The sequence below is a fragment of the Variovorax sp. V35 genome (assembly GCF_041154465.1).
GTDB classification, from domain to species: domain Bacteria; phylum Pseudomonadota; class Gammaproteobacteria; order Burkholderiales; family Burkholderiaceae_C; genus Variovorax; species Variovorax boronicumulans.
In genome coordinates, this window is the sequence record NZ_AP028666.1 from 4,734,869 (window position 1) to 4,758,471 (window position 23,603).

23 protein-coding genes and 1 pseudogene are annotated in these 23,603 nt (G+C 68.2%); 7 read left to right on the top strand and 17 right to left on the bottom strand.

Annotated features, from left to right (window positions below):
• Positions 1-23: 23 nt before the first annotated feature.
• The 6 genes from ACAM42_RS21780 to ACAM42_RS21805 are packed head-to-tail and all read right to left on the bottom strand — an operon-like array spanning position 24 to position 5,295.
• Positions 24-800 carry an enoyl-CoA hydratase/isomerase family protein gene (locus tag ACAM42_RS21780; RefSeq protein ID WP_369629369.1) on the bottom strand — a complete coding sequence of 259 codons (777 nt, stop codon included), beginning with the start codon at positions 798-800 and terminating at the stop codon, positions 24-26.
• A complete protein-coding gene (locus tag ACAM42_RS21785) occupies positions 791-1,978 on the bottom strand; it encodes a CaiB/BaiF CoA transferase family protein (RefSeq protein ID WP_369629370.1) in 1,188 nt (395 codons plus the stop codon). The genes ACAM42_RS21780 and ACAM42_RS21785 overlap by 10 nt, the downstream gene beginning before the upstream one ends.
• A gap of 18 nt (positions 1,979-1,996) precedes the next feature.
• Entirely contained in the window at positions 1,997-2,968 is a 972-nt protein-coding gene (locus tag ACAM42_RS21790; RefSeq protein ID WP_082818344.1) for a tripartite tricarboxylate transporter substrate binding protein, read from the bottom strand.
• 28 nt (positions 2,969-2,996) lie between these two features.
• The gene (locus ACAM42_RS21795; RefSeq protein ID WP_062482472.1) at positions 2,997-3,770 is read right to left on the bottom strand and encodes an SDR family NAD(P)-dependent oxidoreductase; all 774 of its coding nucleotides are present in this window, start codon (positions 3,768-3,770) and stop codon (positions 2,997-2,999) included.
• Between the two features lie 14 nt (positions 3,771-3,784).
• Complete coding sequence (locus ACAM42_RS21800) at positions 3,785-4,921, bottom strand: thiolase family protein (protein WP_159276178.1); 1,137 nt, start codon at positions 4,919-4,921, stop codon at positions 3,785-3,787.
• Entirely contained in the window at positions 4,918-5,295 is a 378-nt protein-coding gene (locus ACAM42_RS21805; RefSeq protein WP_369629371.1) for a Zn-ribbon domain-containing OB-fold protein, read from the bottom strand. The genes ACAM42_RS21800 and ACAM42_RS21805 overlap by 4 nt, the downstream gene beginning before the upstream one ends.
• A 104-nt stretch (positions 5,296-5,399) precedes the next feature.
• On the opposite strand from ACAM42_RS21805, the gene gcvA reads away from it, so the two are divergent.
• Complete coding sequence (gcvA, locus tag ACAM42_RS21810) at positions 5,400-6,296, top strand: transcriptional regulator GcvA (protein ID WP_082818057.1); 897 nt, start codon at positions 5,400-5,402, stop codon at positions 6,294-6,296.
• Between the two features lie 3 nt (positions 6,297-6,299).
• Here gcvA and ACAM42_RS21815 read toward each other — a convergent pair whose 3' ends face one another.
• Entirely contained in the window at positions 6,300-7,535 is a 1,236-nt protein-coding gene (locus ACAM42_RS21815) for an iron-containing alcohol dehydrogenase (RefSeq protein WP_062473398.1), read from the bottom strand.
• A 134-nt stretch (positions 7,536-7,669) separates the two neighbouring features.
• Here ACAM42_RS21815 and ACAM42_RS21820 point away from each other — a divergent pair.
• A pseudogene (locus ACAM42_RS21820) lies at positions 7,670-7,864 on the top strand (integrase); the annotation flags it as partial.
• A 194-nt stretch (positions 7,865-8,058) separates the two neighbouring features.
• Here ACAM42_RS21820 and ACAM42_RS21825 read toward each other — a convergent pair.
• A complete protein-coding gene (locus ACAM42_RS21825) occupies positions 8,059-9,036 on the bottom strand; it encodes a helix-turn-helix domain-containing protein (RefSeq protein ID WP_369629372.1) in 978 nt (325 codons plus the stop codon).
• Positions 9,037-9,158: 122 nt separating this feature from the next.
• Between ACAM42_RS21825 and ACAM42_RS21830 the strand changes: the two genes are divergently transcribed.
• The 5 genes from ACAM42_RS21830 to ACAM42_RS21850 all read left to right on the top strand — a co-directional run bounded on the left by ACAM42_RS21830 (position 9,159) and on the right by ACAM42_RS21850 (position 14,412).
• Positions 9,159-9,890, top strand: a complete 732-nt coding sequence (locus ACAM42_RS21830) for a fumarylacetoacetate hydrolase family protein (protein WP_082818058.1) — start codon at positions 9,159-9,161, stop codon at positions 9,888-9,890.
• A 25-nt stretch (positions 9,891-9,915) separates the two neighbouring features.
• Positions 9,916-10,794: a polysaccharide deacetylase family protein gene (locus ACAM42_RS21835; protein ID WP_062473400.1), complete on the top strand. Its 879-nt coding sequence runs from the start codon at positions 9,916-9,918 to the stop codon at positions 10,792-10,794.
• A gap of 83 nt (positions 10,795-10,877) precedes the next feature.
• Positions 10,878-12,131, top strand: coding sequence for an MFS transporter (locus ACAM42_RS21840; RefSeq protein WP_369629373.1), 1,254 nt, complete (start codon positions 10,878-10,880; stop codon positions 12,129-12,131).
• 2 nt (positions 12,132-12,133) lie between these two features.
• Positions 12,134-12,895 carry a sulfite exporter TauE/SafE family protein gene (locus tag ACAM42_RS21845; RefSeq protein WP_369632794.1) on the top strand — a complete coding sequence of 254 codons (762 nt, stop codon included), beginning with the start codon at positions 12,134-12,136 and terminating at the stop codon, positions 12,893-12,895.
• Between the two features lie 50 nt (positions 12,896-12,945).
• Complete coding sequence (locus ACAM42_RS21850; RefSeq protein ID WP_369629374.1) at positions 12,946-14,412, top strand: amidohydrolase family protein; 1,467 nt, start codon at positions 12,946-12,948, stop codon at positions 14,410-14,412.
• A gap of 128 nt (positions 14,413-14,540) precedes the next feature.
• Here ACAM42_RS21850 and ACAM42_RS21855 read toward each other — a convergent pair whose 3' ends face one another.
• Genes ACAM42_RS21855 through ACAM42_RS21895 form a run of 9 tightly spaced genes read right to left on the bottom strand, consistent with a single transcriptional unit; the run spans position 14,541 to position 23,582 of the window.
• Complete coding sequence (locus ACAM42_RS21855) at positions 14,541-15,770, bottom strand: SDR family NAD(P)-dependent oxidoreductase (protein WP_369629375.1); 1,230 nt, start codon at positions 15,768-15,770, stop codon at positions 14,541-14,543.
• The gene (locus tag ACAM42_RS21860; RefSeq protein WP_369629376.1) at positions 15,770-16,315 is read right to left on the bottom strand and encodes a nuclear transport factor 2 family protein; all 546 of its coding nucleotides are present in this window, start codon (positions 16,313-16,315) and stop codon (positions 15,770-15,772) included. Before ACAM42_RS21860 ends, ACAM42_RS21855 begins: the two co-directional genes overlap by 1 nt.
• Entirely contained in the window at positions 16,312-16,692 is a 381-nt protein-coding gene (locus tag ACAM42_RS21865; RefSeq protein ID WP_369629377.1) for a VOC family protein, read from the bottom strand. The genes ACAM42_RS21860 and ACAM42_RS21865 overlap by 4 nt, the downstream gene beginning before the upstream one ends.
• Positions 16,689-17,447: an SDR family NAD(P)-dependent oxidoreductase gene (locus tag ACAM42_RS21870; RefSeq protein WP_369629378.1), complete on the bottom strand. Its 759-nt coding sequence runs from the start codon at positions 17,445-17,447 to the stop codon at positions 16,689-16,691. The genes ACAM42_RS21865 and ACAM42_RS21870 overlap by 4 nt, the downstream gene beginning before the upstream one ends.
• Positions 17,444-19,576, bottom strand: coding sequence for an acetate--CoA ligase family protein (locus ACAM42_RS21875; protein WP_369629379.1), 2,133 nt, complete (start codon positions 19,574-19,576; stop codon positions 17,444-17,446). The genes ACAM42_RS21870 and ACAM42_RS21875 overlap by 4 nt, the downstream gene beginning before the upstream one ends.
• 1 nt (position 19,577) lies before the next feature.
• Positions 19,578-20,339 carry an enoyl-CoA hydratase/isomerase family protein gene (locus tag ACAM42_RS21880; protein WP_369629380.1) on the bottom strand — a complete coding sequence of 254 codons (762 nt, stop codon included), beginning with the start codon at positions 20,337-20,339 and terminating at the stop codon, positions 19,578-19,580.
• Entirely contained in the window at positions 20,336-21,451 is a 1,116-nt protein-coding gene (locus ACAM42_RS21885) for an acyl-CoA dehydrogenase family protein (protein ID WP_369629381.1), read from the bottom strand. Before ACAM42_RS21885 ends, ACAM42_RS21880 begins: the two co-directional genes overlap by 4 nt.
• 3 nt (positions 21,452-21,454) lie before the next feature.
• Positions 21,455-22,615, bottom strand: coding sequence for an acyl-CoA dehydrogenase family protein (locus tag ACAM42_RS21890; RefSeq protein WP_369629382.1), 1,161 nt, complete (start codon positions 22,613-22,615; stop codon positions 21,455-21,457).
• A 28-nt stretch (positions 22,616-22,643) separates the two neighbouring features.
• A complete protein-coding gene (locus ACAM42_RS21895; protein WP_369629383.1) occupies positions 22,644-23,582 on the bottom strand; it encodes a flavin reductase in 939 nt (312 codons plus the stop codon).
• Positions 23,583-23,603: the final 21 nt, after the last annotated feature.

Here is a 23,603-nt window from a genome sequence, read left to right on the forward strand (position 1 = left end):
GCGCCCGGCGCAGCTCGCGGGGGTCAACGCCCCTGAAAACTCGGCGCGCGCTTCTCGGCGAAGGCACGACGCCCTTCGATCCGATCGTCGGAATCGCGCAGGTTGCCGAAGCTCTGCTGCTCCAATTCGAGGCCGGCCGTCAACGGCAACTCGCGGCCGACCTGGGCGAGCCTCTTGGCAGTGACCACGGCCAGGGGTGCATTCGAGGCGATGCGCTGCGCGATCGACCGCGCGGCCAACGCGAGATCCGGTGGCGCAACCACCCGGCTGACCAGGCCGATGCGCAACGCTTCCTGGGCGTCGATGCGCTCGCCGGTCAACAGCAGCAGCATCGCGTCCGACTGGCCCACCGCGCGCACGAGGCGCTGCGTACCACCGCCGGCCGGGATGCTCCCGATGCAGACCTCCGGCAGGCCGAATACCGCGGTGCTCGCAGCGATCCGGATGTCGCAGAGCATCGCCATCTCGAGTCCGCCTCCCAACGCGAAGCCGTTGATCGCGGCGATCATCGGCTTGGGCGTCTGCAGGGTCGACACGGGCGGGAGGCCGGCCCTCGAGCCGAAATGCAGTTCGGCAAAGCTCTCTGCGGGCGGCATGGTCTTCTTCAGATCGGCGCCGGTACAGAAGGCCCGTTCGCCCGCTCCCGTGAGAATGCCGACCCGCACGTCCTTGCGGAGCGATATCTCGTTCCAGGCTTCGTGCAACTGCGCGGCGGACTCCGGGTCGATCGCGTTCATCGCTTCCGGGCGATTCAGGGTCACGGTGGCAATGAAATCGCGCACCTCGAGCGTCACAGGCATGTCGTGTCTCCTTCGTTGTCGTGAGCGATCCCGGCGGCACGCAACACCTCGCGGGTGTGCTCCCCCACGAGCGGCGCGGGACGTCGGGCGCGCGGCACCTCGCCCACCGCGCGCAACGGCGTCCCGGGCAGGGTCAGCTCGCCGGCAATCGGATGGCGCACCGTCTCGGACAACCTCGCATCCGCGAATGCCGGCGAGGCGATGACTTCCGAGTAGTCGTTGATCGGCGCGCAGATGATGTCCACCGCCTCGAAGCGCTTCAGCCATTCGGCGCGCGGGCGGCGCGTCATGCGCTCTTCCAGCAACTGCACCAGCTCGCGACGGTGCGCAATGCGGGCCGACAGCTCACGAAAGCGTGGGTCGGTCAGCAGCCCGGGGCATTCGAGGACCCCGCACAGCGCCTCCCAGCGCGACGGGTGGTAGGCGGCAAGCATGATCCAGCCATCCGCACAACGCAGTGCCTCGTTGGGCGCGGCATAGGGCGCGGCGCTGCCGATGCGCGCCGGGGGAACCCCGTCGGCGAAGTAGCTGGCGAAACTCATCTGCTGCAACGCGATGGCGGACGCAAACATGCTGGCGTCGATCCATTGGCCTTCGCGATCGCCCTCTCCCTCACGTCGGCGCCGCGCCAGCGCTCCCAGCACGCCGATGGCGGCGACGTAGCCGGTCACCATGTCGACGACCGGCACCTGCACCTTGCATGGCGGCGCCTCCGGCAAGCCCGTCACGCTCATCAGGCCGGAGACCGCCTGCAGCACACCATCAACGCCTGGCTTGTGCTGCCACATCCCCTCCTGCCCGTAAGCAGAGACGGAGCAATAGATGACGCCCGGATTGCGTTGCCGCACGTCCTCGTAGCCCAGGCCGAGCCGCTGCATCACGCCGGGACGGAAGCTCTCGACCACCACGTCCGCGTCGGCGGCGAGCTGGAGCGCCGCTTCGCGCTGCTGCGGGTTCTTGAGGTCAAGCGCCACGCTGCGCTTGTTGCCGTTGAGCGCCATGAATCCGAGGCTCTGCCCCTGGACGAAGGGTGCCAGCGCGCGGCACAGCTCGCCTGTGGGCGCCTCGATCTTGACGACATCCGCGCCGAGGTCGGCGAGTGTCTGCGTGCACACCGGTCCTGCGGCGACCTGGGTGAAGTCGATGACGCGGATGCCGTTGAGGGAGTCTCCAAGCATGTCGATTCGTCTCCTCGGTCAGCCGCCGCGAAGGTTGTTCGCGCGGATCACCTTCGTCCACTTGGCGGTGTCCTCCCTGAGTGCCTTCTCCGCCTCGGCGGGCGACAGCAGCATCGGCTCGAAGCCGCTCTTGAGCAGGGACTCGGTCAGCGCCGGGGTGCGCAGCGCCTTGTCCACCGCATCGCGCAGCTGCGCGATGACTGCTTGCGGCGTGCCGGTCGGCACGGTCACATGCCACCAGTAGCCGGCATTGAAGCCCGGCACCCCGCTCTCGCTGATGGTGGGGATCTCGGGCGCCAGGGCGGAGCGCTGCGCGGTCGCGACGCCGAGGATCTTCAGCTTGCCCTGGCGTGCGAACGGCAAGGCCGAAGGCAGGCCCAGCATGGCGAGCGGCACGTGACCACCGACCAGATCGGTCAGCGCCTGCGAGGTGCCCTTGTACGGCACATGCACCAGCGGAAGGCCCGCCATCTCGCCCAGGTAGATGCCTGCCAGATGGTGCGGCGAGGCGGTCCCGGGCGAGGCATAGGCCAGCGGTTGCGCCCCCTTTGCGCGCCCGGCGGCGAGCAGCTCCTGCAGGGTCTTGGCAGGAATGCTCGGACCGGCAGCCAGCACGATGGGCACCGTCGCCAGCGTGGCCACGAACGTCAGGTCGGCCGAGGGATTGAACGCCAGCCTGTCGTACAGAAGGGGCAGCAGCGGGTCGCTGGTGCCGCCGACGCCGACGGTGTAGCCATCGGGGCGGGACCGCGCCAGCTCGCCCAGGCCGATGGTGGTGCCGGCGCCGGCCTTGTTGTCCACCACGAAGGGCTGCCCCATGAGCGTGGCGACACGCTCGAACACGGCGCGGGCGACGGTGTCGGTGCCACCACCGGGCGGATACGGCACGATCAGGCGCACGGGCTTCGACGGATAGTTGTCTGCCCGCACGGACGCTGCCGGTGCCAGCAGCGCGGCGGCGGCTGCCAACGTGAACTCTCTTCTTTTCATGTTGTCTCCTTTCCTTGTGAGGCCGGTGTCAGACCGATGCGCTGCTCAGGCTGCGCCCGCCGCACACGTACAACACCTGCCCCGTCACATAGCTGGACGCTGGCGAAGCGAAGAAGCGCACCGCGTTGGCGACATCCTCGGCCTGGCCGATGCGCTGCATGGGAACGGTGCGCTTGAGGTCTTCCTGGGCCTGGGCCGCGAGCGTGCCGAACAGCGGGGTTTCCACGATCCCCGGCGCAATGGCATTGGCCGTGACGCCGCTGCGCGCGAACTCCAGCGCCAGGCTGCGGGTCAGGCTGACGACACCGCCCTTCGACGCCGAGTAGCTGGCTTGGCCGCGGTTGCCCAGCCAGGCGCGCGAAGACAGATTGATGATTCGGCCGAACTTCTGCGCGACCATCGTCGGAAGCACCGCCTTGCAGCAGATGAATTGCGAGGTCAGGTTGGTCTCGATGACACGCTGCCAGAAGTCGAGCTCCATCTTCGTGACGAGCTTGTCGCCGCCGATGCCCGCGTTGTTGACAAGCACGTCGATGCGGCCATTGCGCTCCAGGAGCTCGGCGGTGGCGGCCTGGACATCTTCCGGCGACGTCACGCTCACGCGGCGCGCAGACACCTCGGCACCTTCCGCTCTGAGCGCTGCAGTCGCGGCATGGAGCGCGTCCGCGTCGATGTCCCAGAGGGCAATGCGGCATCCGACCTCGGCCAGGCTTCGGGCGATGCCCAGGCCGATGCCCCGGGCGCCGCCCGTCACGATGGCGGTCAGGCCGGCCAACTCGTTGGGGATGATGTGGTCTGTCATGACGGGCTCCTTCTTCACGCAGCGAGGATGTGAATGGAACACGCGGCATGGTCCACGCCCCAGATGCCGCCGCCCGTCACCTGGCTCAGGCCCAGGCGGGCGCCTTGCACCTGCCGCTTGCCGGCGCGCTGCTGCAGCTGCTCGCACAGCTCGACGATCTGCGCGACACCCGTGGCGCCCGGCGGATGCCCCTTGGCCAGCAAACCGCCGCTCGCGTTCACGGGAATGCGCCCGCCGAGCGCCGTGGCGCCGCTGGCCAGCAATCCCGGCCCTTCCCCAGGCTCACACAGGCCGAGTGCCTCGTAGTACAGCAGCTCGGAAATGGTGAAGGCATCGTGCAGCTCAATCAGGCTGAGATCGCCAGCGCCGACACCGGCCTGCTCGTACGCCAGCCGCGCCGCGCGCCGCGTGATTTCCGCCTCGGTCATGTCCACCTGGTTGATCTCGAACAGGCCCGACTGCACCACCGAGGCCAGCACGCGCACCGGCTTCGCCGTGCCTCGGGAAGGACGTGTGCTGAGCACCAGCGCGGCAGCGCCGTCCACCACACCCGGGCAGCACTGCAGCAGCGTCAGCGGATCGGCCACCATGCGTGAAGCCAACACCTCTTCGCGCGTCACGGGGCGGCAGAAGGTCGCGATGGGGTTGAGCATGCCGTGGCGTCGGTTCTTCACCGCCACATCCGCCAGCACCTCGGCCGGAACGCCGCGCTCGTGCATGTAGCGCTTCGCGCGCATCGCGTAGAGCGCGGGCATGATCATGCCGCGCCGGTTGTTCCAGTCGCGTTCGTTCATGGGCAGCGCGCCGCCGCCGAGACCGCTCAGGTGGTCCATGCCGAAGACCAGCACCGTCTCGTACTGCCCCGCGCGAAGCGCCTGCAACGCCAGGTGAAACGCGGTGGCCCCGCTCGAGCAGGCGTTGTCGATGTTGTAGACGGCTTCGCCGCCGGTGCCCAGCTCTCGCAGCGCGCGCTGGCCGGGCAGGTGGCCGCCGAGCGCGTTGCCGCAGTAAAAGGCCTGCACATCGCGCATGCCCACCCCTGCGTCCTTCAACGCGGACAGGATGGCGGCCTGCGCGAGCGCCTCTTCGTTGAGATGCGCAAAGCGGCCGAAGTCGGAGATGCCGACACCGGTGATCAACGGCTCGTTCATGCTGCGGCTCCCTTCAGCGGCGCAAAGGCGTAATCCGGCGTGCCGTCCGGGAGTTCGAACGCGACGGCATGCACCAGGTCACCGATGGCGGGCTCGCTGCCCTCGGGCCAGACCAGGCGGCCAAACACCCGCAGGCCGTTGTCGAAGTCGACCATGCCCAGCGCGTACGCGGCCGCCTTGGCGGGATGAACCGTGGTGAAGGTGTACAGACGCCCGCTGGCGCCCATGGAAACCGGCTCCGCGGCCTCTCCGGCCTGGAGAAACTCGGGGGGTGGGAAGCGCAACTCGCCGGTGTCGCGGTAGCGCGCCCCCAGCAGCGTCATGCCGTCCGCATCATTGCGGAAGTGCGGTTCAGGGTACTTGGTGATTTCCATGTCTTGCCTCGTCGTTTTAGATTGGCTAGATTTCAGTTTATGTAGCTGCCCATCCTCAAACAAGGCAGTTTTTCCCCCTGAACCTTTTAGAAGTACTAAATCAAATGAACCGTAGCCGCCTGCCCCTTCTCGGCCTGCGAGCCTTTGAAGCCACCGCGCGCCATCAAAGCGTCTCGAATGCTGCGGCGGAGTTGTGCGTCACACCCGGCGCGGTGAGCCAGCAAGTCAAACTGCTCGAGGAAGTCGTGGGCGTGCCGCTGCTGCGGCGCAAGGGCCGCTCGGTCGAACTGACGGACGCGGGCCAAGTGCTGCGGCCCGCGCTCACGCAGGCATTTCAGACGATCGAACTGACGCTGAACGCCATCGCGCGCGGACCGCGTCACGACACGCTCAAGCTGTGCCTGCTGCCCACGCTCGCAGAGAAGTGGCTGGTGCCCCGCCTGTCCCGTTTCCACGGGGCGCATCCCGAGCTGGACATCCAGCTCATGACGAGCTTTCGCGAAATCCGCTTTGAAGCCGAGGACGTGGACATGGCCTCCTTCATGGGAACCGATGTACCTCCAGGCCTTGACGGTCTGAGGTTGTTCGACGACGCCTTCCAACCCGTCTGCAGCCCCGCGTTCCTGCGCGACACATGCCCGCTCGCGACACCCGCCGACCTGTCGAAGGCGACGCTCCTGCATTCCGTGCGTCGCATGGACGACTGGCAACGCTGGCTCGACCACGCCGGGTTGGCGAAGCTCAAGCCCAAGCGCCGCTTGTCGTTCGAGAACTCCTCGCTCGCGATCCAGGGGGCTGTCGATGGGCTGGGCGTCGCCATCGTCCAGCGCGCCTACGCTGTGGAGTTGCTCAAGGTCGGCACACTCGTCGCCCCCTTCGACCTGGTCGCGCGCAGCGACAACGGCTACTACCTCGTGTGGTCCACCGCGCGCGCGGCAACACCGGCCTTCGGATCCTTTCTTCAATGGATCCGGCAGGAGGTGCGAAACAGCACCACCTGAGCGCTAGGGAGCGATCGTCCTGGTGATGGCGGCGAGCATCGCCTCGCGATGGCGATCCAGCAGCCGGTCGTGATTGGCGTTGAAGTTGCGCAGTGCGAGCGCGAGCAGCCGGGGCGCATCGGCGGCGGGGATTCCACAATCGTGCAAGTCAGTCCGCCACCCTTGCGCCTGGAAGTTGCGTGCCACTTGCGCCGCGACCTGCGCGGCCGTCTCGGTGCCGTTGCCGCTCGATGGCAGTTCCGTGCCCAGTGCCTCGCCCATCGCGTGCGCCACCTCGGGCACTGCCGCGCCCAGTTCACGGATCATGGCCGGTGCAAAGGCCGCATAGCCGCGCGATTGCGTCACCCCTTCGTAGTGGTTGAAGACGCCGACGGCGCACGCGTAGGCCGCGCGCGCCAGCAGCTGGCATGACCAGGGCCGCCCGCCATCTTCCTCGTCGCGGTTTTGCAGCAACGCAGCGGCGCACAGGTCGATCCGGGCAGCCGCATCGTCCGCTTCGCCCAGCTTCGGATAGGCGTGTCGTGCCAGTTCCCACGCGTGCCGTCGACTGGCCTGGACCAGCGGGTTGGCTGTGCGCACGGCCCCCATGCACATCAAGGCCCACCAGTAGACCTCGAAGCTCGTGGAGCGCGCGAGCGCCGCCGGCGCAGTGGCCAGCGCCCTCGTGTCCCAGAACACCGCGCGTGGCCGGGTCTTGGGATCGAAAAATTCCAGGTGATGCGCGGAACCGCGATAGCGCGCAGCCGAACCGCCACGATTTTGTGCCGAGGTTGGCGAAGTCAGCACATTGAAGATCGGCATCTTCGGCGCATTCAGACGCTGGCTCACCGGCGGCTCGTCATCGCGATGGACCGTTGCCATTTCCAGCAGGGAACGGTTCTCCCCGAGCAACATGGCAACGATGCGCACGCCCTTGATCACGCTGCCTGCACCGACAGCAATGAGCGCGTCGGCCTGCACCTCGCGCGCCTTCGCAGCAGCCTCCTCGAGGCACTCCGCAGGCGCGCCTTCGGAGATGCCCGAGAAGATGCCGACGATGCGGCCACCCGCCAAGGTCTCGATCACTTGCGTGAGCCCGGTGCGCTCACGGACGCTGCGCCCGCACAGGATCAGCGCACGGGAGGCGCCGGCGCGCTGGAGTTCCCGGGGGAGTTCGATCAGCGCATCCGTCCCCGAGTAAATTCTCAGCGGATAGGTTCGGGCGTGAAAGTCGTGAATGGCCGGTTCGTCAAAAGACATGTCGAAGCTTTGGGCGGTGGAGGATGTCGCCCAAGGTTAGAGATGGTCATGCCGGTCCACAATGCATATTCCATCGCTTGATCATTGAGTTCGCCTAAGGATTGCCTGTCGGACGACTGCCGTAGAAGCGAATTGAACCGGGGCTTCATCGTGCCGACTACGGGGCCCATCCGATGCAACGCACCAAGGCTTCGCTGATCTATCGGTGCACGAAGAATCCGTACGCGGTGCAGCTGCTGCTCGGGTATTCGACACTCGAGTCCACCGTGCGATATCTCGGCATTGAGGTCGACGACGCGTTGGAGATTTCAGAGCAGACCGAGATCTGAAGCGCACGGTCGCTGGCAGCCAACGAATGACTGCTTCCGAGGCAGGCAATCATTTGGACTCAAGATCTGAGCGGCTGCAATCAGTCTGGAGCGGCCGTACGCGAAGGACTGCCATGCAACGAATACCCACGTCGGACTTGCAGCCACCGACGTCAAGCTCGAGAGCCTGATTGCTTACTGGGAGCATCGCGCCGTCAGTCCCACGTCCGATTCCCTCCTCGCTGAAATTGCCGCCGGTACGCAGAAGGCGTCGCCCCCACGATCTGCCCGAAACGGCGCGCGAACTGCGTCGGCTCTCCGAAACCGGTGCTTTCGCCGATCTCCGCCGCAGAGGCGCCGGTAAAGACCAGCAGCGTCTTGGCGCGCTCGATCCGGCGTTCGGTCACCAGCGCCAGGAAGGTCTTGCCCGTTTCGCTCTTCAGCAGGTGGGCCAGATGCGTGGGCGACACATGGCTCGCATGCGCCGCGTCGCCCAACGTCAGCTCCTGCGCGAGGTTGCGGCTGATGTAGCGGATGCAGCGCAGCACCGCCGGCCGGTACGACTGCAGGGCCATCCCCTGCGCCTCGCAGTTGCGAAACTCCTCGCCGTAGCGCCGCCACACCATGCCGATCAGGTGAAGCAGATGGCTGCGAATCAGCAGGTGGCTGGCGGTGTCTTCGCCCGGCGGCCGCTGCGCTTCCTGCGCCATGTGTTCGCACAGCGCTTGGAGCTGGTGGGTCTCGGTTTCATCGAAGCGGAAATCCAGGCAATGCTGGAACCGGAAAGGCGCGAGCTCGGGCGCGCGTGACAACGGCACCTCCGACAGCTCGAACACGTCGAGGTCCAGCGACGGCAGCAGGTAATCCTTGCTGATATTGATCACATGGAACACGCCGTCGGCCGCGTTCGGGATGTAGTGAACCAGGAAGGGCAGCACGAAGCTCACCGTGCCGGCGCCGATGGCGCGCTGGTTGCCGCCGATGTAGTGCGTGGTCTCGCCCCGCGTGTTGACGTAGATCTGGAAGTACTCATGCCGGTGCGGCACCGGATTCGGCAGGCAGTTGCTCTGGTCGTGAATGCCGAAATAGGCGCGCTGTGCCCGCGCCGCCATCGTGTAGTTGCTGATGGCGGCACGCGCGGCACCGGCGCGGGGCGGCGGCACGAATTCGTCGGGGGAAGGCGTGGGTGGCATGAAGAGCTGATCTCAAGATCGCAAGGATTGCATATCTTTGCGCAAGCCTGCGCGTTGAGGTGAGAAGGCCTCGTTCCTAGACTCTAGCCACTCCTTTCCAAACCTTCCAGAGAGACAAACCCATGTCCCCCCACCCGACGGCCGAGCTCGCGCAAGCGACCGATGTCCCCGCAAATACCGACGCCCTGCAGGTCCCGCCCGTTTCCATCGACATCGTGGACAGCGACCAACGCTTTCCGGTGCGCCGCGTCTACTGCGTGGGCCGCAACTACCTGGCCCACATCCGGGAGATGAAGGAAGGCGACGAGCGCGATCCGCCGTTCTTCTTCCAGAAGCCGTCCGACTCGGTGGTGACCGACGGGCGCGTGCCCTACCCCACGCTGACGGACGACTTCCAGTTCGAGTTCGAACTCGTCGTGGCCATCGGCACTCATGCGTCGAACGTGACGCCGGAGGAGGCGCTGGATCACGTCTTTGGCTACGCTGCGGGCCTGGACATGACCCGACGTGACCGCCAGCGCGAATGCAACAAGCGCGGCCTGCCGTGGGAACAGGGCAAGTCTTTCGACCACTCGGCGCCCTGCGGCCCGATCCATCCGGTGGCGAAGGTCGGGCACATCCGCTCGGGAACACTCAATCTCTCGGTGAACGGCGCGGTGCGGCAAGACTCGGTGCTCGAAAAGATGATCTGGAACGTCCACGAGATCGTCAGCGAGCTGTCCAAGCAATACCGCCTGCTGCCCGGCGACCTGATCTTCACCGGCACGCCGGAAGGGGTCGGCCCGGTGCAGCGCGGCGACAAGCTCACCGGCCGCATCGACGGGCTCGCGCCCCTGCAGGTCGAGATCGTCTGAGCCCGCAACAGCACACGGAGACACCATGAAACCACTCGAACGCATCTCGTACTCGTCCATCGCGGATCGCCCCGCACTGAAGTTGCCCGGCGGCAAACGACTGGCAGTCTGGGTGATTGTCAACGTCGAGGAATGGAACATCGACGAGACCATGCCCCGCACCGTGCTCACACCACCGGCCGGCGGTTCGCCGATGCCCGACATCCCGAACTGGGCCTGGCACGAGTACGGCAACCGCGTCGGCTTCTGGCGCATGCTCGAAGTGATCGACGCACTCGGCATCAACGCCACGCTCGCCATCAACGGTTCGGCCATCGGCGCCTACGAGCCCATCGCCAAGGCGGCGAAGGAACGCCAGTGGGAGTTCATCGGCCACGGCTTCGGGCAGCGCAACATGCAAAAGGTCCCCGACGAGGTCGAGGACATCGCCAAGACCACCGAGGCCATTCGCGCCTACACCGGCAAGCGCCCGCGCGGCTGGCTCGGCCCGGGGCTCACCGAGACCTGGCACACGCCCGACATCCTGGCCGAGCAGGGCTACGAGTACGTGTGCGACTGGGTGCTCGACGATCAGCCGGTGCGGCTGAAGACGCGCGACGGCGGCACGATCGTGAACGTGCCCTACACGCAGGAATGCAACGACGTGGCAATGATGCTGATCCAGCACCACAAGGCCAGCGAGTACCGTGACCGCGCCATCGACCAGTTCGAACAGCTCTATGCCGACGCGAAAGACTCGGCCCGTGTCATGGCGCTGGTGGTGCACCCGTACATCATGGGCGCGCCGCACCGCCTGCGCTACTTCCGAGAAGCGCTGGCGCACATCCAGACGCATGACGGCGTGGCCTTCATGACCGGCGAGCAGATCCTCGACTGGTACGGCGCGGCAAGCCCCGCTGCGTGAACCCTCGCCGGCACAGCGCCGGCGACCCCGTGCAACGAACGAACAACAAACAGATTTCTCGCTCGGCGAGAAGGAGACAACACGTGCATTCCTCAACCTCCGTCATTTCACCGGCGGTCGGTGGCGCGCGCCGCGAGGCGCCCATCACCGCACTGGAGATCGGCATGTTCCTGGTGCTGCTCGCCTCGTATGCGCTCAACGCGATGGACCGACAGATCTTTCCACTCATCGCCGCGGACGTGCGCAAGGAGTTCGGCTTCAGTCTGGCAGACACCGGTTTGCTGTCCACCATCTTCACGCTGGGCATGGCCGTGGCCGGCGTCCCGACGGGCTACCTGCTGGCGCGGCTGTCGCGCAAGACGGTGTTGCAGATCGGCATTGCGATCTTCTCGCTGGGTACGCTGCTGGCGGCCTACTCGTACGGCTTCGCCGACATGATCGTCTACCGGGCCGTCACCGGCATCGGCGAAGCGATGCAACTGACGGTGGTGATCGCCATCGCCGCGAGCTACTTCGCGCGCTACCGGGCCACCGCCGTGGGCGCCATCAATTTCTCCTTCGGCATCGGCGCGATCCTGGGGCCGCTGCTCGGCGGCTACCTGATCGGCGTCGAGCGCGATTGGCGCCTGCCGCTCATCGTGTTCGGCGTCGCGGGCTTCGCAGCCATGGTGGTGATCGCGCTCACCGTGAGCAAGCGCATGACCGAGAACGTGGCGGCCACCGGCGGGCGCACTGACCAGCGCGGTGCCACAACCCTATGGAACCGCAACACAGCCCTGCTGACCGGCATGAGCGTCATCGGCGGGCTCTGCATCTACGGCTACCTGGGCATGTACCCGACCTTCCTGCGCGAGCACCTGCACTACACGCCGTCGGACACCGGCCGCGTGATGAGCACCTTCGGCTTCGGCGTGTTCGCGTCGATCTTCGGCGGCTGGCTCGGCGACCGCTTCCATCCCAAGCTCGTGCTCTCGGCGAGCTTCGTGGGCACCGGCCTGCTGGGCTTCCTGATGTTCTCGGGCCCCACCGACATCGTGGTGCAGTCGGCGCTGTCTTTCGCGTGGGGTTTCGTGGTGAGCGGCGTGCTGTACGTGAACCTGGCGGGGTATCACATCAAGGCGGTGCATGCCTCGCTCACGAGCCGCGCCACGGGCGTGTTCGTCACCACGCTGTACGGCGCGGGTGCAGTCGCGGGCTTCGTCATCGGCGGCATCGCCTCGCGCTTCGGCTGGAGCACGGCCGGGCTGGTGCAGATCACGCTGCTGGCGGCGGTCGGTGTGGTGCTCACGCTGCTGCTGCACACCGACCGCATGTCGCTGCCGGCGCGCAAGCCGTGATGCTGCTCGATTGGGCGCTGCTCGGCGGCGCCGCGGCCCTGGCCGGTGCGCTCAACGCCGTGGCGGGCGGCGGCAGCTTTCTGACCCTGCCGGCACTGGCGATGGTCGGCGTGCCGCTGGTGTCGGCCAACGCCACTGGGACCGCCGCGTTGCTGCCGGGCTACCTGGCCGGTGCCTGGGCCTTGCGTAAGGAACTGTCTGGGCCGATGTCGCCTTCGCTCCTGCGGTTGGGCGTGCTGTCGGTGCTCGGCGGCGCGGCCGGTGCGGCGCTGCTGCTGTCGACGTCGAACCATGCCTTTGCCCGCATCGTGCCGTGGCTTCTGCTGGCCGCGACGCTGCTCTTCGCGATCGGGCCCGGCCTGGTGCGCCGAAGGCTCGCCGCCGCCGACAACAACCACAAGCCACGAGGCCGGTGGCTCGCCGACCTGGGCATCGCCGCGGTCGCCGTCTATGGCGGCTACTTCAACGGTGGCCTCGGCATCCTGCTGCTCGCCGTGCTTGGTGCGCTGGGGCACACGGACATGGGCCGCATGAACGGCATCAAGAACTTCGTCTCCGCGATCCTGACGCTGATCGCCGTGGCGATCTACGCGGCCAGCGGCGCGATCGTCTGGACGCACGCGCTGTGGATGGCCCTCGGTGCCACGGTGGGGGGCTATGCCGGCGGCATGGCGGCACGGCGGCTGAAGCCCGAGGTGGTGCGCGGCTTCGTCGTGCTGACGGGGCTGGCGATGACGGCGGCCTTTCTTCTCAAGGCGTATTGAGCGGGCTTTCCTCTTTCTTCTTTCCGTCACTTCAATCACTCGGTCGACCCATGAAAACAACCAAGAGAGACTTCACCCGTTTTGTCGGCGCCTTGATGGTCGCAGCCACCGGTGCGCCGGCGCTCGTCGGCTCGGCATCGGTGTCGGCCCGCACAACGCGCGCGCCCGCATCGCCCGGCATCCGCCGCGGCAGCTACCTGATCCGCAACGGCGCGGTCATCACGGTCGACCGCGCCAAGGGCGTGCTGCCGCGTGCCGACGTGTGGGTCCGCAACGGCGTGATCGAGAAGATCGGGCGGGGCCTGAGCGCACCAGCCGGCGCGGAGATCATCGATGCGACCGACATGATCGTCATGCCGGGCTTCGTCAATTCGCACTATCACATGTGGAGCGCCATTGGCCGCAGCTTCACCGCGCGCGACGGCGGCTTCTCGTACTACCCCGCCAAGAACGCGACCTCGACCCTGTACACGCCCGACGATTTCTACAACAGCGTGATGCTGGGCTGCGCCGAGCTGGCGAACGGCGGCACGACCACCGTGCACAACTGGTCGCACAACACACGCTCCCCGGCCCATGCCGATGCCGAGCTGCGTGCGCACCAGCACGCGCTGCTGCGCGCCCGCTACGCCTACGGCCACGTCGACAAGATGCCCGCCGACGAACTCAACCGCTACGACGACCTGGCGCGCGTGCGGCGCGAGTGGTTCGGCGAGCGTTCGCCGTTCGACGGGCTGGTGCACCTGGGGCTGAACCTGCGCGGCCCGCAGCAGAGCACAGACGCCGTGTTCCACGAAGAGATGAAGGCCGCCAAGGCCAGCGGATTGCCCGTCGCAATTCACGCACCGCAGGAGGCACCGAACAACGTCGATGCGGTCGACTACGAACGGCGCGGCTACCTGGGCCCGGATTTCATGCTCGCGCACTACGTGCCCGCCAGCACGGCCGACCTCGCGGCCATGGCGCGCACGAAAACGCCGCTGTCCTTTGCCACGCACTCCGAACTGCGGCTCAGCGGTACCGGCGACGCGCGTGCCGCGCTCTTCGCGATGCGCAACGCGGGCCTGGCCATTACGTTGTCGAGCGACGCGACCTCCATCGCACCGCCGGACATGTTCGAGGCCATGCGCTTCACCTGGAACCTGGGCGTGCCGTGGGCCGGCACGCCCAGCGCGCAATCGAAGGCGGTCGGCGTGCCCGAGGCGATCGAGATGGCGACCCTCAACGGCGCCATCGCCATGGGGCTGGGCGACGTCACCGGCTCGATCACCGAAGGCAAGCGCGCCGACATCATCCTGGTGCGCACGCAAGACCTGAACATGGGCCCGGTCGGCAATGTCGAGACCGCCATCGTGCAAAGCGGCAGTGCTGCCAACGTCGACACCGTGATGGTCGACGGGCGGATCGTGAAGCGCAACGGCCGGCTGCTGGCCTACGACACACGCGGCATCATGCGGCGCGCGCGGCAATCGGCGGACCGGATTCGCGCCGCGGCGAGTGAAGCCCTGAAGTCCTGAAACTCTTGCTGCCATTCGCACGCGGCGTAAAAGCCGGTGGTCGAGCGGTTGGCCGGCCGACACCGGGAAAACCGAGTCACAGGGTCACAAAGGCCTGCAGCAGACGGCGACGCGCCCGCCGCAGGCACTCAATGCCCGGCGCCGAGCCTCAGCACCTGCCCGGTCAGAAACTGCGCGCGCGGGCCAGCCACGTAGTCGAGCAGCGGCAGGCAGGCCTGCGGCGCCAGGCCGTGCGTCAGCTCCAGCGCGTTGATCCGCAGCCCGTGCGCGCCCCATTCGGCGGCCAGCGTGGCCACCAGCATCCGGGCCGCGTCGGCGTCGCCGGCCAGTGACCAATCGAGCCCCGCTTCGGGCGCGGGCAGCAGCAGCGTGAGGCTGGCCCGCGCGGCGTGGCTCGAACGGAAGCTGCGCGCCGCATCGAGCACGGCATCGAGCCGCGTGCCGGGCGGCGCCTCCAGCGCGCGGGCGTCGATGACCGCCGAATAGCCCGCGCGGTCGAGATGACCTGCATGCGCACGCACCCACACGCCCAGCGCGGCATGCCAGGCCGGCTCGCGCACGGACTCGGCATGCGGACGCAAGGGCGCATCGAACGGAAGCAGCGGATGTGCGCAGGCCGGCAGCGGCTGGCTTCCTCCGCACACGGACGAGCCACCGTCGAGCACCAGCAGTTGTCCGGTGAGCACGCGCGCACCCGGGCTGACCAGGAAGCACAAGGCTTGCGCCATGTCTTCGGGCTCGGCCATCCGGCCCATGGGGATCTTCGACACCGCCTGCGCCGGGTTCAGCCGACCGCCCTCGATCAGGCGCTGCACGAGTTCGGTGCGCACGAAGCCCGGCGCCAGCGAGGTCACCGTCCAGTCGGGCCGGGCTTGCGCCAACGCGCGGCTCTGCGCGATCAGTCCGGCCTTGCTGGGGCTGTAGAGACCGCGCCACGGAATGGCGCGCAGGCCTGCACCAGACGCCACGTTGACGATGCGCGCCCCGGGCCGCAGGTGCGGCGCACAGGCCTGCACCATGCGCGCCGGCGCGGCCAGGTTGAGCGCAAGAAGGCGGGCCGCCGAGCCGTCGTCATGGCCCGACGTGGCCTCAGCGCCACCGACCGACAGGCCCGCGTTGTTGATCAATGCATCGAGCGGCGGAATCTCGTGCCCCAGGCGCTCGATCCGCGCCGCATCCGTCAGGTCGGCCACGAGGCTCATCGGTGGCGCGGCGTCGGCCGGCCACGCGGCTTCGAGGCGCTGCAGCGCCTGCGCATCGGCGTCGACCAGAACGCAGCGCCATCCTGCGCGCGCCAGGCCCAAGGCCGTGGCGCGGCCGATGCCCGCAGCGGCGCCGGTGAGCAAAACGGTGGGCATCAGGTGCCGCACACGTCCCGCAACAGCGCGTACACGGCGTCGTGCGGCGCTGCCCTGCCGACCGGCTGGCGCACGCCGAACAGGGCAGCGTCGTCCTGCGTCAGCTCGGGCCGTGTGCGCTCCTCGATCCAGTCGTAGACCACGGTCCGCGCGGCCACGCGCCACTCGCCGCCGCGACGTTCGAAACGGTCCACGTAGCGGCCGCAAAGAAAGGTCTCGCGATCGGGCTGCGTGGCCGTGGCCTGCAGCGCGAAGAAGCTGCTTTCCACTCCGGCAACGTCACCATGCAGCTCGATCAGCACGTTGGTGATCTGATGGACGCGGCGTCCGCCTTGCCGCAACCTGGGCAGCGCCTGCGCGATGAAGCCGGCGGCGCTGCCGTTCCACGCGCCGTGGCAGTCCGTGGCGTCCTCCCAGTAAGCCGAACGCAAGGCGGCCTCGTCGCACCGGTCGATGCCGCGGCAATAGCGCAGCAGGCAGTCGCGGATCGCCTCGCGGTCCAGCAGCGACTGCAAGGCCGCCGGCATCGGCTCGGGTGTACTCATGCAGCAGTGAGCGCGGCGCGCCGAAAGAGCTGCACCAGGTTGCCCTCGGGATCGCGCAGCGACAGCACGGCCCCGTGGTCGCCCATGTCGCGCAGGCCCAAGACCTGCCCGCCGGCGGCAACGATGCGCTCCTGCGCGCCCTCGAAGTCGTCCACCTCCAGCACCATCACCAGCCCGCCGGTCGCGGGTGCGGCCTCTTCAAGACAGGCCAGGGCCACGTTGGTGTTGCCCACGCCGTACTGGATCCAGCGGTCGCCATCGCGAAACTTCATCGGCAGGCCGAGCGCACCTTCGTAGAAGGCATGCAGGCTGGCGGGCTCCTTCGCCACGACGAACACGTTCTGCACGCGCTTGGGCGATGCGACGGCGCCGCTCACAGCGAGGTCTCCGAAGCGCCGCCGTCCAGGCGCAGCACGTCCGCATTGAAGAAGCGCGAGCCGTCGCCGGCCAGGAAGCAGATGGCATCGGCGATGTCCTCCACCGTGCCCAGACGGCCCAGCGGCGTGCGCCCGATGCGCCGGGCGTCGAGCTCGGCGTTGCGATGCTTGGCCGTGCCCTCGGTGGGCACGGCACCGGGCGCGACCGCGTTCACGCGAATGTTGCGTGCGCCCAGGTCGGCCGCCGATGCCCGGGTGATGCCCAGCACGCCGGCCTTGATGCCGCTGTAGACCACCGATCGCATCGGCGACTTGAAGGCCGCGATGGACGCCACGTTGATGATCGAGCCGCCGCGCTCCGGGTCCATGACTTCCGCCGCGGCCTGGATGCCCCAGATCACCGACTTGAAGCCGATCTCCACCATGCGGTCCATGACCTCGGGCGTGATCTCGGCGAGCGGCTGGTAGCGCACCCAGGCGGCGTTGTTGACCATGATGTCCAGCCGCCCTGCATCGCGCGTGAACTGCGCGACGGCCTCGCGCATGCCTTCGCGCGTCGACACATCGCAGGGCAGCCCGATGGCCTGGCCGCCGAGCGCGCGGATCTCGGCCACGGCCTCCTCCACGAATTCGGGCTTGAGGTCGTTGATGCCGACCGTCGCGCCCAGGCGCGCCATGGCGCGTGCGGTGGCGCGACCGATGCCGTGGCCGGCGCCGCTGATGAAGGCCGCTCGGCCTGAAAGAGACATCGTCATGGGTGAGCTTTCGTGAGGGGTGGCTCGGGCACCAGCAGGGCGTCCAGCGCATGCGCGCCGCGCCCCTGGTCCAGCACCATCAAGGGGTTGATATCGATCTCCGACACGCTGTCGGCATGGCGCACGGCAAATCGCGACAGCGCCACGATGGCCTTCGCCGCCGCCGGCACATCGGCCTTCGGCCGGCCGCGCGTGCCGTCGAGCAGCGGGAAGGCCTTGAGCGACTGCAGCATGGCGGCGGCCTGCGCCTCGTCGACAGGCGCCGGCTGCAGCGCCACGTCCTTGAAGATCTCGGCAAAGATGCCGCCCAGGCCGACCATCACCATCGGTCCGAACATCGGGTCCTTCTTGGTGCCGAGGATCAGCTCGACGCCGCCCTGCACCATCTGCGCGACGAGCACGCCGGCGATGCGGGCCGCGGGTGCCTTCTGCGCCACGCGCGCGAGCAGGTTTTCGTACTCCTCGAGCAGTTGCGCTTCGGAACGCACGCCGACGAACACGCCGCCGACCTCGGTCTTGTGGGCGATGTCGGGCGAGACAATCTTGAGCACCAGCGGAAAGCCCATTGCGCGCGCCGCGGCGAGCGCCTCGTCACGGTTGGCGGCAATCGCCTCCCGCGGCACGGGCAGGCCGGCTTCGGCCAGCACGGCCTTGGCGCTCGCCTCGGTGGCGAAGGCCTGCGCAGCCAACGGCACGCGCTCGATGGCCGGCGCTGCTGCCCGTGCGACGTCGCGCGCACCGAAGCGCAGCAGCGCAGCCACCGTCGCGCAGGCCGCATCGATGCCTTCGACCACGGGAAAGCCCATGGCGTTGAGCGTGGCCCGCACCTCCTGCGGCGCGCGGGCGCACAGGAGGATCAGGCGCGAAGGATGGTCCTTGCGCACCTGTTCCAGAGCAGCAAGAAACACATCGCGCAGCCGGGGCACATGGAAGGCGTTGGCCGACTGCAGGATCAACGCATCGCAGCTGGCATCGCGCGCCACCGCATCGAGCATCGCCGCCAGCACCTCGGGCCGGCTCGACACCTGCGCCGTCATGTCGACCGGGTTGGAGGGCGCGGCGAAGGGCACGACCGACAAGATGCGCTCCTGCGTCTGCGCCGCGAGCTTGGGCAGCGCCAGGCCTTGCGCGCTGGCCGCGTCGGCCAGCAGCACGCCGAAGCCGCCGGAAGCCGTGAGCACGGCCACGCGGTGGCCGCCGGGCACGCGCGCCGGACCGACGACGGACAGCGCATGGCCGACTTCGAGCAGTTGCTCGATGCTGGGCACGCGAATGGCGCCGCCGCTTCGCAGCACGGCGTCGAACACGGCGTCGGAACAGGCCAGCGCACCGGTGTGCGAGGCGGCGGCCTCGCTGCCGGCCTCCGAGACGCCGACCTTCAACACCACCAGCGGCTTGCCCGCCTCGCGGGTCATCGCCATGGCTTGCGTCAGCTTCGCGCCGTCGCGGCAGGTTTCCATGCAACAAAGGATCACGCGCGTGCCGGGGTCGGCCGCCAGCGAGGCGATGGCATCGGCGATGTCCACGTCGCATTCGTTGCCCGTGGTCAGCATGCGGCTGACGCCCAGGCCGCGCTCGCCCGCCAGGCGCAGGGTGAAGCTGCCCAGGTTGCCGCTCTGCGAGACGATGCCCACCGGGCCGGCGACGGGAAAGGACGACTCCAGCGCCACCGAGAAGGTGGCGATGCTCTTGTCGGGCACGCCGATCGCGCCCAGGCAGTTGGGGCCGACCACGCGCAGGCCGGTGGCGCGGGCGACGTCGCCGATCTGGGCCTGCAGGCGGCCGCCCTCCTCGCCCATTTCGGAAAAACCGGCCGACAGGATGACCGCGGCTTTCACACCGCGCCGGGCGCAGTCTTTCACCGCATCGAGCACGCCCGCAGGCGGCACGGCGACCACGGCCAGCTCGGGCACTTCGGGCACGTCGTCCAGGGTTGCGTAGGCCGGCAGCGACTGCACGAGGCCCGCCTTGCGGTTGATCGGATAGATGCCGCCCGCGTAGCCGTACTTCTGCAGGAACTGCAAGGGCCGGCCGCCGATCTTGGTGACGTCGTCCGACGCGCCGAAGATGGCGATCGAGCGCGGCTCGAACAGCGCGTCCATGCCGCGCCCCACTTCCACGACCGGCATCTCAGCGCCCCTTGTAGACGGGTTTGCGCTTCTCGAGGAAGGCCGTGCGGGCTTCCTGCGCGTCTTCGGTGCGGGCCAGCGCCATGGTGAAGTTCTGCTCGAAGCGGTAGCCGTCGCGCTGCGGCATCAGGTCCATCATGTTGGCGGCCTGCTTGGCATAGGCGATGGCCAGCGGTGCCTTGGAGGCGATCTCCTGCGCGATCTCCATCGCCAGCGGCATCAACTGCTCGGCGGGCACCACCTCGTCGATCACGCCGCGGCGGTACAGCTCGGCGGCAGGCACCTTCATGCCGGTGAAGAACATGCGGCGCGTGAACGAGCGCCCGACCATGGTCCGCAGCATCGAGACACCGCCCGCGAGCCCGACGTTGATCTCGGGCATGGCGAAGGTGGCGTCCTCGCTCGCCAGGAAGATGTCGCACGCGGCCATGAGGCCGAAGCCCGCGCCCAGCGCGGGGCCGTTGACGGCCGCGATAACGGGCTTGGCGCATTCGCGGATGGCATTGCCCGTCTCGCGCGTCCAGCGGTTGTGGTCGAGGAAGTCGCCGGCCTTGTCTGCATTGGGGCGGTCCTTCAGGTCGGCACCGGAGCAGAAGAACTTGCCCGTGCCCGTGAGAATCGCCACGCGCACGTCGGAGCGCTCGGAGACCTCATCGAAGATTTCGATCAGGCGGCGACGCGTGGCGCGGTCCAGCGCGTTGACCGGCGGCTTGTCGAGCCGGACGACGGCGATGTGGTCGGAAACTTCCAGATTGATGCTCATCGCACACTCCCGGTTTGGTTGGAAAAAGAAACGTGTGGTGCGCTCGCCTGTGGCGCCAGCGCCAACAGGTGGGCGACGTGCAACAGCCGGTCGCCGTAGCGGAACTCGGAGGCAATGAGGCGCTGCGCCGTGCGCGTGGCCAGCACCTCTTCGCTCACGCCCATGCCGCCGTGCATCTGGATCGCCGCTTCCGCGCAGGCGCGTGCCGACTCGGCCATCGACACCTTGGCCAGGCGCAAGGTGCGGCGCAGGTCGGGCGCGTCCTGCTCGTATTCGTTGAAGCAATGGATCACCAGGCCCTTGGCGCCCAGGTACTTCACGTACATGTCGGCCACGCGATGGCGCAGCACCTGGAAGCTCGAGAGCGCCACGCCGAACTGGCGCCGCTCCTTCAGGTGGGTGACGGTCTGGCGGATGAGGGTGGCCAGCGCGGCCACCGTGTCGGCGGCCGTGAGCAGCAAGGCGGCATCGGTCGCCTTGGCGCGCGCATCGCGTGCAGCAGCGCCGCGCGCGATGCACGCGCTCTCGGGCACGGCAAGCTGCTCCAACACGAAGTCCGCGCCCAGGCGGCCCTCCATCGTCCGGTATCGGGCCTTCGGTGCGCCGATGCGTTCGGCATCGACCAGGAAGATGGCGTCTTCGCCATCGACCTGCGCAGGCACGAGGTAACGCGTGGCAGGCAGCGTCGCATCGACGCCCTGCACGGTGCCGCTCAACTCGTAGCCGATGTCGAGGTGCCTCGCCGTCACGGCATGGACGTCGGGCGTGGCAGACAAGGCGGTCAAGGGTGCCATCTGCACGCTGCCCTCGGCCACGGCCTCCAGCCAGCGATGGGCCGTGTCGGCCCCCGCGGCCTGCAGCAACAGCGGCACCACGGCGCAGGTCTCGACCACCGGCAGTTGAAGGCCATGCGTGGCGAGCCCCTCCACGATGGACGCCAGATCGCTCAGGCTGCCGCCGACGCCACCGGTGTCCTCGGGCACGAGGGTGGCCGTCCAGCCCAGTTCGCGCACGGGGTCGCCCTGGACCTCGAGGGCGATGTGGTCCTCGGCATAGCGGCTCGCCGCGTCCAGCAGCATGCCGGGAAAGAGCGACGGGAAAGATGTGGACATGGCTCAGGCTCCCAGGAGTTCGTTGGCGACCACGTTGCGCTGCACCTCGGAGGTGCCGCCGGCGATGGTGCGGGCGCGCGTGAACATGTAGTTCTGGATCCAGGTGGCATCGGGCACGTCGTCCCCCGCCTCGGCAAGAAAACGATGCGCGGCATCGGGGCCGACCGCGTCGAGGGCGATGGTCGTCAGGCGCTGCGCGACGTCGGCGCAGGTCATCTTGATGACCGAGGGCTGCACGCCCAGCGGGCGCTGGTGGATCAGGTCGTCGGTGGCCTGCGCCATCATCACGCGCGCGCCCTTCACGTCGGCCTCGCACAGCAGCAGCTTGTGGTGCAGGCCGCTGAAGTCGCGCAGCCCCGCGGCGGCGCGGCTCGCCACGTCCACCAGCTGCGTGACCTGGCGGCGCATGAGCTCCAGCCGCGCCACGTTGGCCGGCGGAAGACGTTCACGCTCGAGCAGGAACTTGGCGCAGGTCCAGCCCTTGCCGACCTCGCCGACGAGGTTGTCGGCGCGCACGCGCACCTCGTCGAAGAACACCTCGTTCAGGTGGTGCCAACCATCGATGGTCTTGATGGGACGCACAGTGATGCCCGGGGTGTCCATGGGCACCAGCAGCAGCGAGATGCCTTCCTGCTTCTTCGCTTCCTTCGACGTGCGCACCAGCATGTAGATCATGCTGGCCTCGTGGGCATGCGAGGTCCAGATCTTCTGGCCGTTGACGACCCACTCGTCGCCGTCCAGGCGCGCACTGGTGGACAGCGAGGCCAGGTCGGAACCCGAGCCGGGCTCCGAATAGCCCTGGCACCACCAGTCCGAGCCGTCCAGGATGCGCGGCAGGAACCGCGCCTTCTGCTCGGGCGTGCCGAAGCGGATGATCACCGGCCCGATGTGGCCCAGCCCATGGTGATACAGGGGCGGACAGTCGTTCTCGGCCATCACCTCCTCGAAGATGAGGCGCTGGCGGATGTCCCAGCCCGTGCCGCCGGCTTCGCGCGGCCAGCTCGGCGCACCCCAGCCCTGGGCGTTGAGGATCTTCTGCCAGGCCTGGTATTCGCGCTTCGTGATCTTCTGGCCGGCCGCGACGACGGCGCGGATCTCTGGCGGGCAGGCGCTGCGCACGAACGATTCGAGTTCGCGCCGGAAGCCGGCGTAGTCGATGGACATCTTGTCTCCTGTGGAATTTCGGAAAGGCTCAACCCTTGCGCAGCTGCGTGATCAGCTCGTCCAGGGCGGCGGTGGCACCGGCGGCGTCGCGCCGGCGCAGGTTGTGCGCCACCTTGCGGCGCAACGGAAACAGGTCGGGACGCGGGCGCACCGACAGCACATGCGTCATGCGCTCGCGCAGCACGCTGGTCATGGTCTGCGCCATCAGCGTGAGCGCTTCGTTGTGGCCGGCCGCGGCGATCGAGGAGAAGAACGCACTGGCGGAGGCGATGCGCTCCTTGAGCGGCGCGTCGTCGGGGTGCGCCTCAATGGCACCGGCGGCTTCATGCACGGCGTCGAGCTCGGCCTCGGTGGCGCGTTCGCTGGCCAGGCGCAGCAACGTGCCATAGAGCGTGCGATAGGCCTCGTCGATGTCGGCGTCTCCCAGCCGCCCTTCCACGACCAGCTTGCGCAGCGACTCGGCCAGCTTCATGTAGGCGCCCTTGTAGAACACCAGCGCCTGGTCGGCCGCTCCGGCGCTCAGGTGCCGGACCTCGCCGATGAAGATGGTGTGGTCGCCGGCTTCGTGGGCCGCATGCACGCGGCATTCGAAACTCGCCAGGCAATCGTCGATCAGTGGCATGCCCAGCGCGCCGGCACGCCACGGCACGCCCTCGAACTTGTCCTCGATCTTGCTCGATGCGAACCGGCCCGACAGCGCATCCTGCTGCTCGGAGAGGATGTTGATGACAAAGCCGTCCGCCGCCTGAAACGTTCCCAGCAATCGGCTCGCATTGCGCAGGCTGAACAGCACCAGCGGCGGGTCCAGCGAGACCGAACTGAAGGAGTTGCAGGTCAGGCCGGCCGGCTGGCCGTCCGGCGTGCAGGTGGTGATGACCGCCACGCCGGTCGGAAAGCACCCGAGCAGCTGACGGAACTGGGCAGGCTCGATGGTGCCGCGGGTGCTTTCTTCAGCGACTTCGGACATGGCGTCTCCTGGCGCTCGGCC

Coding starts and splice junctions, on each gene's coding strand:
- ACAM42_RS21860 (WP_369629376.1), bottom strand. CDS start 16,315: ATGAGTACACCCGAGCCGATGCCGGCGGCCTTGCAGTCGCTGCTGGAC.
- ACAM42_RS21805 (WP_369629371.1), bottom strand. CDS start 5,295: ATGGAAATCACCAAGTACCCTGAACCGCACTTCCGCAATGATGCGGAC.
- ACAM42_RS21890 (WP_369629382.1), bottom strand. CDS start 22,615: ATGTCCATCGACTACGCCGGCTTCCGGCGCGAACTCGAATCGTTCGTG.
- ACAM42_RS21815 (WP_062473398.1), bottom strand. CDS start 7,535: ATGTCTTTTGACGAACCGGCCATTCACGACTTTCACGCCCGAACCTAT.
- ACAM42_RS21875 (WP_369629379.1), bottom strand. CDS start 19,576: ATGCCGGTCGTGGAAGTGGGGCGCGGCATGGACGCGCTGTTCGAGCCG.
- ACAM42_RS21835 (WP_062473400.1), top strand. CDS start 9,916: ATGAAACCACTCGAACGCATCTCGTACTCGTCCATCGCGGATCGCCCC.
- ACAM42_RS21870 (WP_369629378.1), bottom strand. CDS start 17,447: ATGACGATGTCTCTTTCAGGCCGAGCGGCCTTCATCAGCGGCGCCGGC.
- ACAM42_RS21850 (WP_369629374.1), top strand. CDS start 12,946: ATGAAAACAACCAAGAGAGACTTCACCCGTTTTGTCGGCGCCTTGATG.
- ACAM42_RS21855 (WP_369629375.1), bottom strand. CDS start 15,770: ATGCCCACCGTTTTGCTCACCGGCGCCGCTGCGGGCATCGGCCGCGCC.
- ACAM42_RS21795 (WP_062482472.1), bottom strand. CDS start 3,770: ATGACAGACCACATCATCCCCAACGAGTTGGCCGGCCTGACCGCCATC.
- ACAM42_RS21780 (WP_369629369.1), bottom strand. CDS start 800: ATGCCTGTGACGCTCGAGGTGCGCGATTTCATTGCCACCGTGACCCTG.
- ACAM42_RS21790 (WP_082818344.1), bottom strand. CDS start 2,968: ATGAAAAGAAGAGAGTTCACGTTGGCAGCCGCCGCCGCGCTGCTGGCA.
- ACAM42_RS21880 (WP_369629380.1), bottom strand. CDS start 20,339: ATGAGCATCAATCTGGAAGTTTCCGACCACATCGCCGTCGTCCGGCTC.
- gcvA (WP_082818057.1), top strand. CDS start 5,400: ATGAACCGTAGCCGCCTGCCCCTTCTCGGCCTGCGAGCCTTTGAAGCC.
- ACAM42_RS21830 (WP_082818058.1), top strand. CDS start 9,159: ATGTCCCCCCACCCGACGGCCGAGCTCGCGCAAGCGACCGATGTCCCC.
- ACAM42_RS21825 (WP_369629372.1), bottom strand. CDS start 9,036: ATGCCACCCACGCCTTCCCCCGACGAATTCGTGCCGCCGCCCCGCGCC.
- ACAM42_RS21885 (WP_369629381.1), bottom strand. CDS start 21,451: ATGTCCACATCTTTCCCGTCGCTCTTTCCCGGCATGCTGCTGGACGCG.
- ACAM42_RS21895 (WP_369629383.1), bottom strand. CDS start 23,582: ATGTCCGAAGTCGCTGAAGAAAGCACCCGCGGCACCATCGAGCCTGCC.
- ACAM42_RS21800 (WP_159276178.1), bottom strand. CDS start 4,921: ATGAACGAGCCGTTGATCACCGGTGTCGGCATCTCCGACTTCGGCCGC.
- ACAM42_RS21785 (WP_369629370.1), bottom strand. CDS start 1,978: ATGCTTGGAGACTCCCTCAACGGCATCCGCGTCATCGACTTCACCCAG.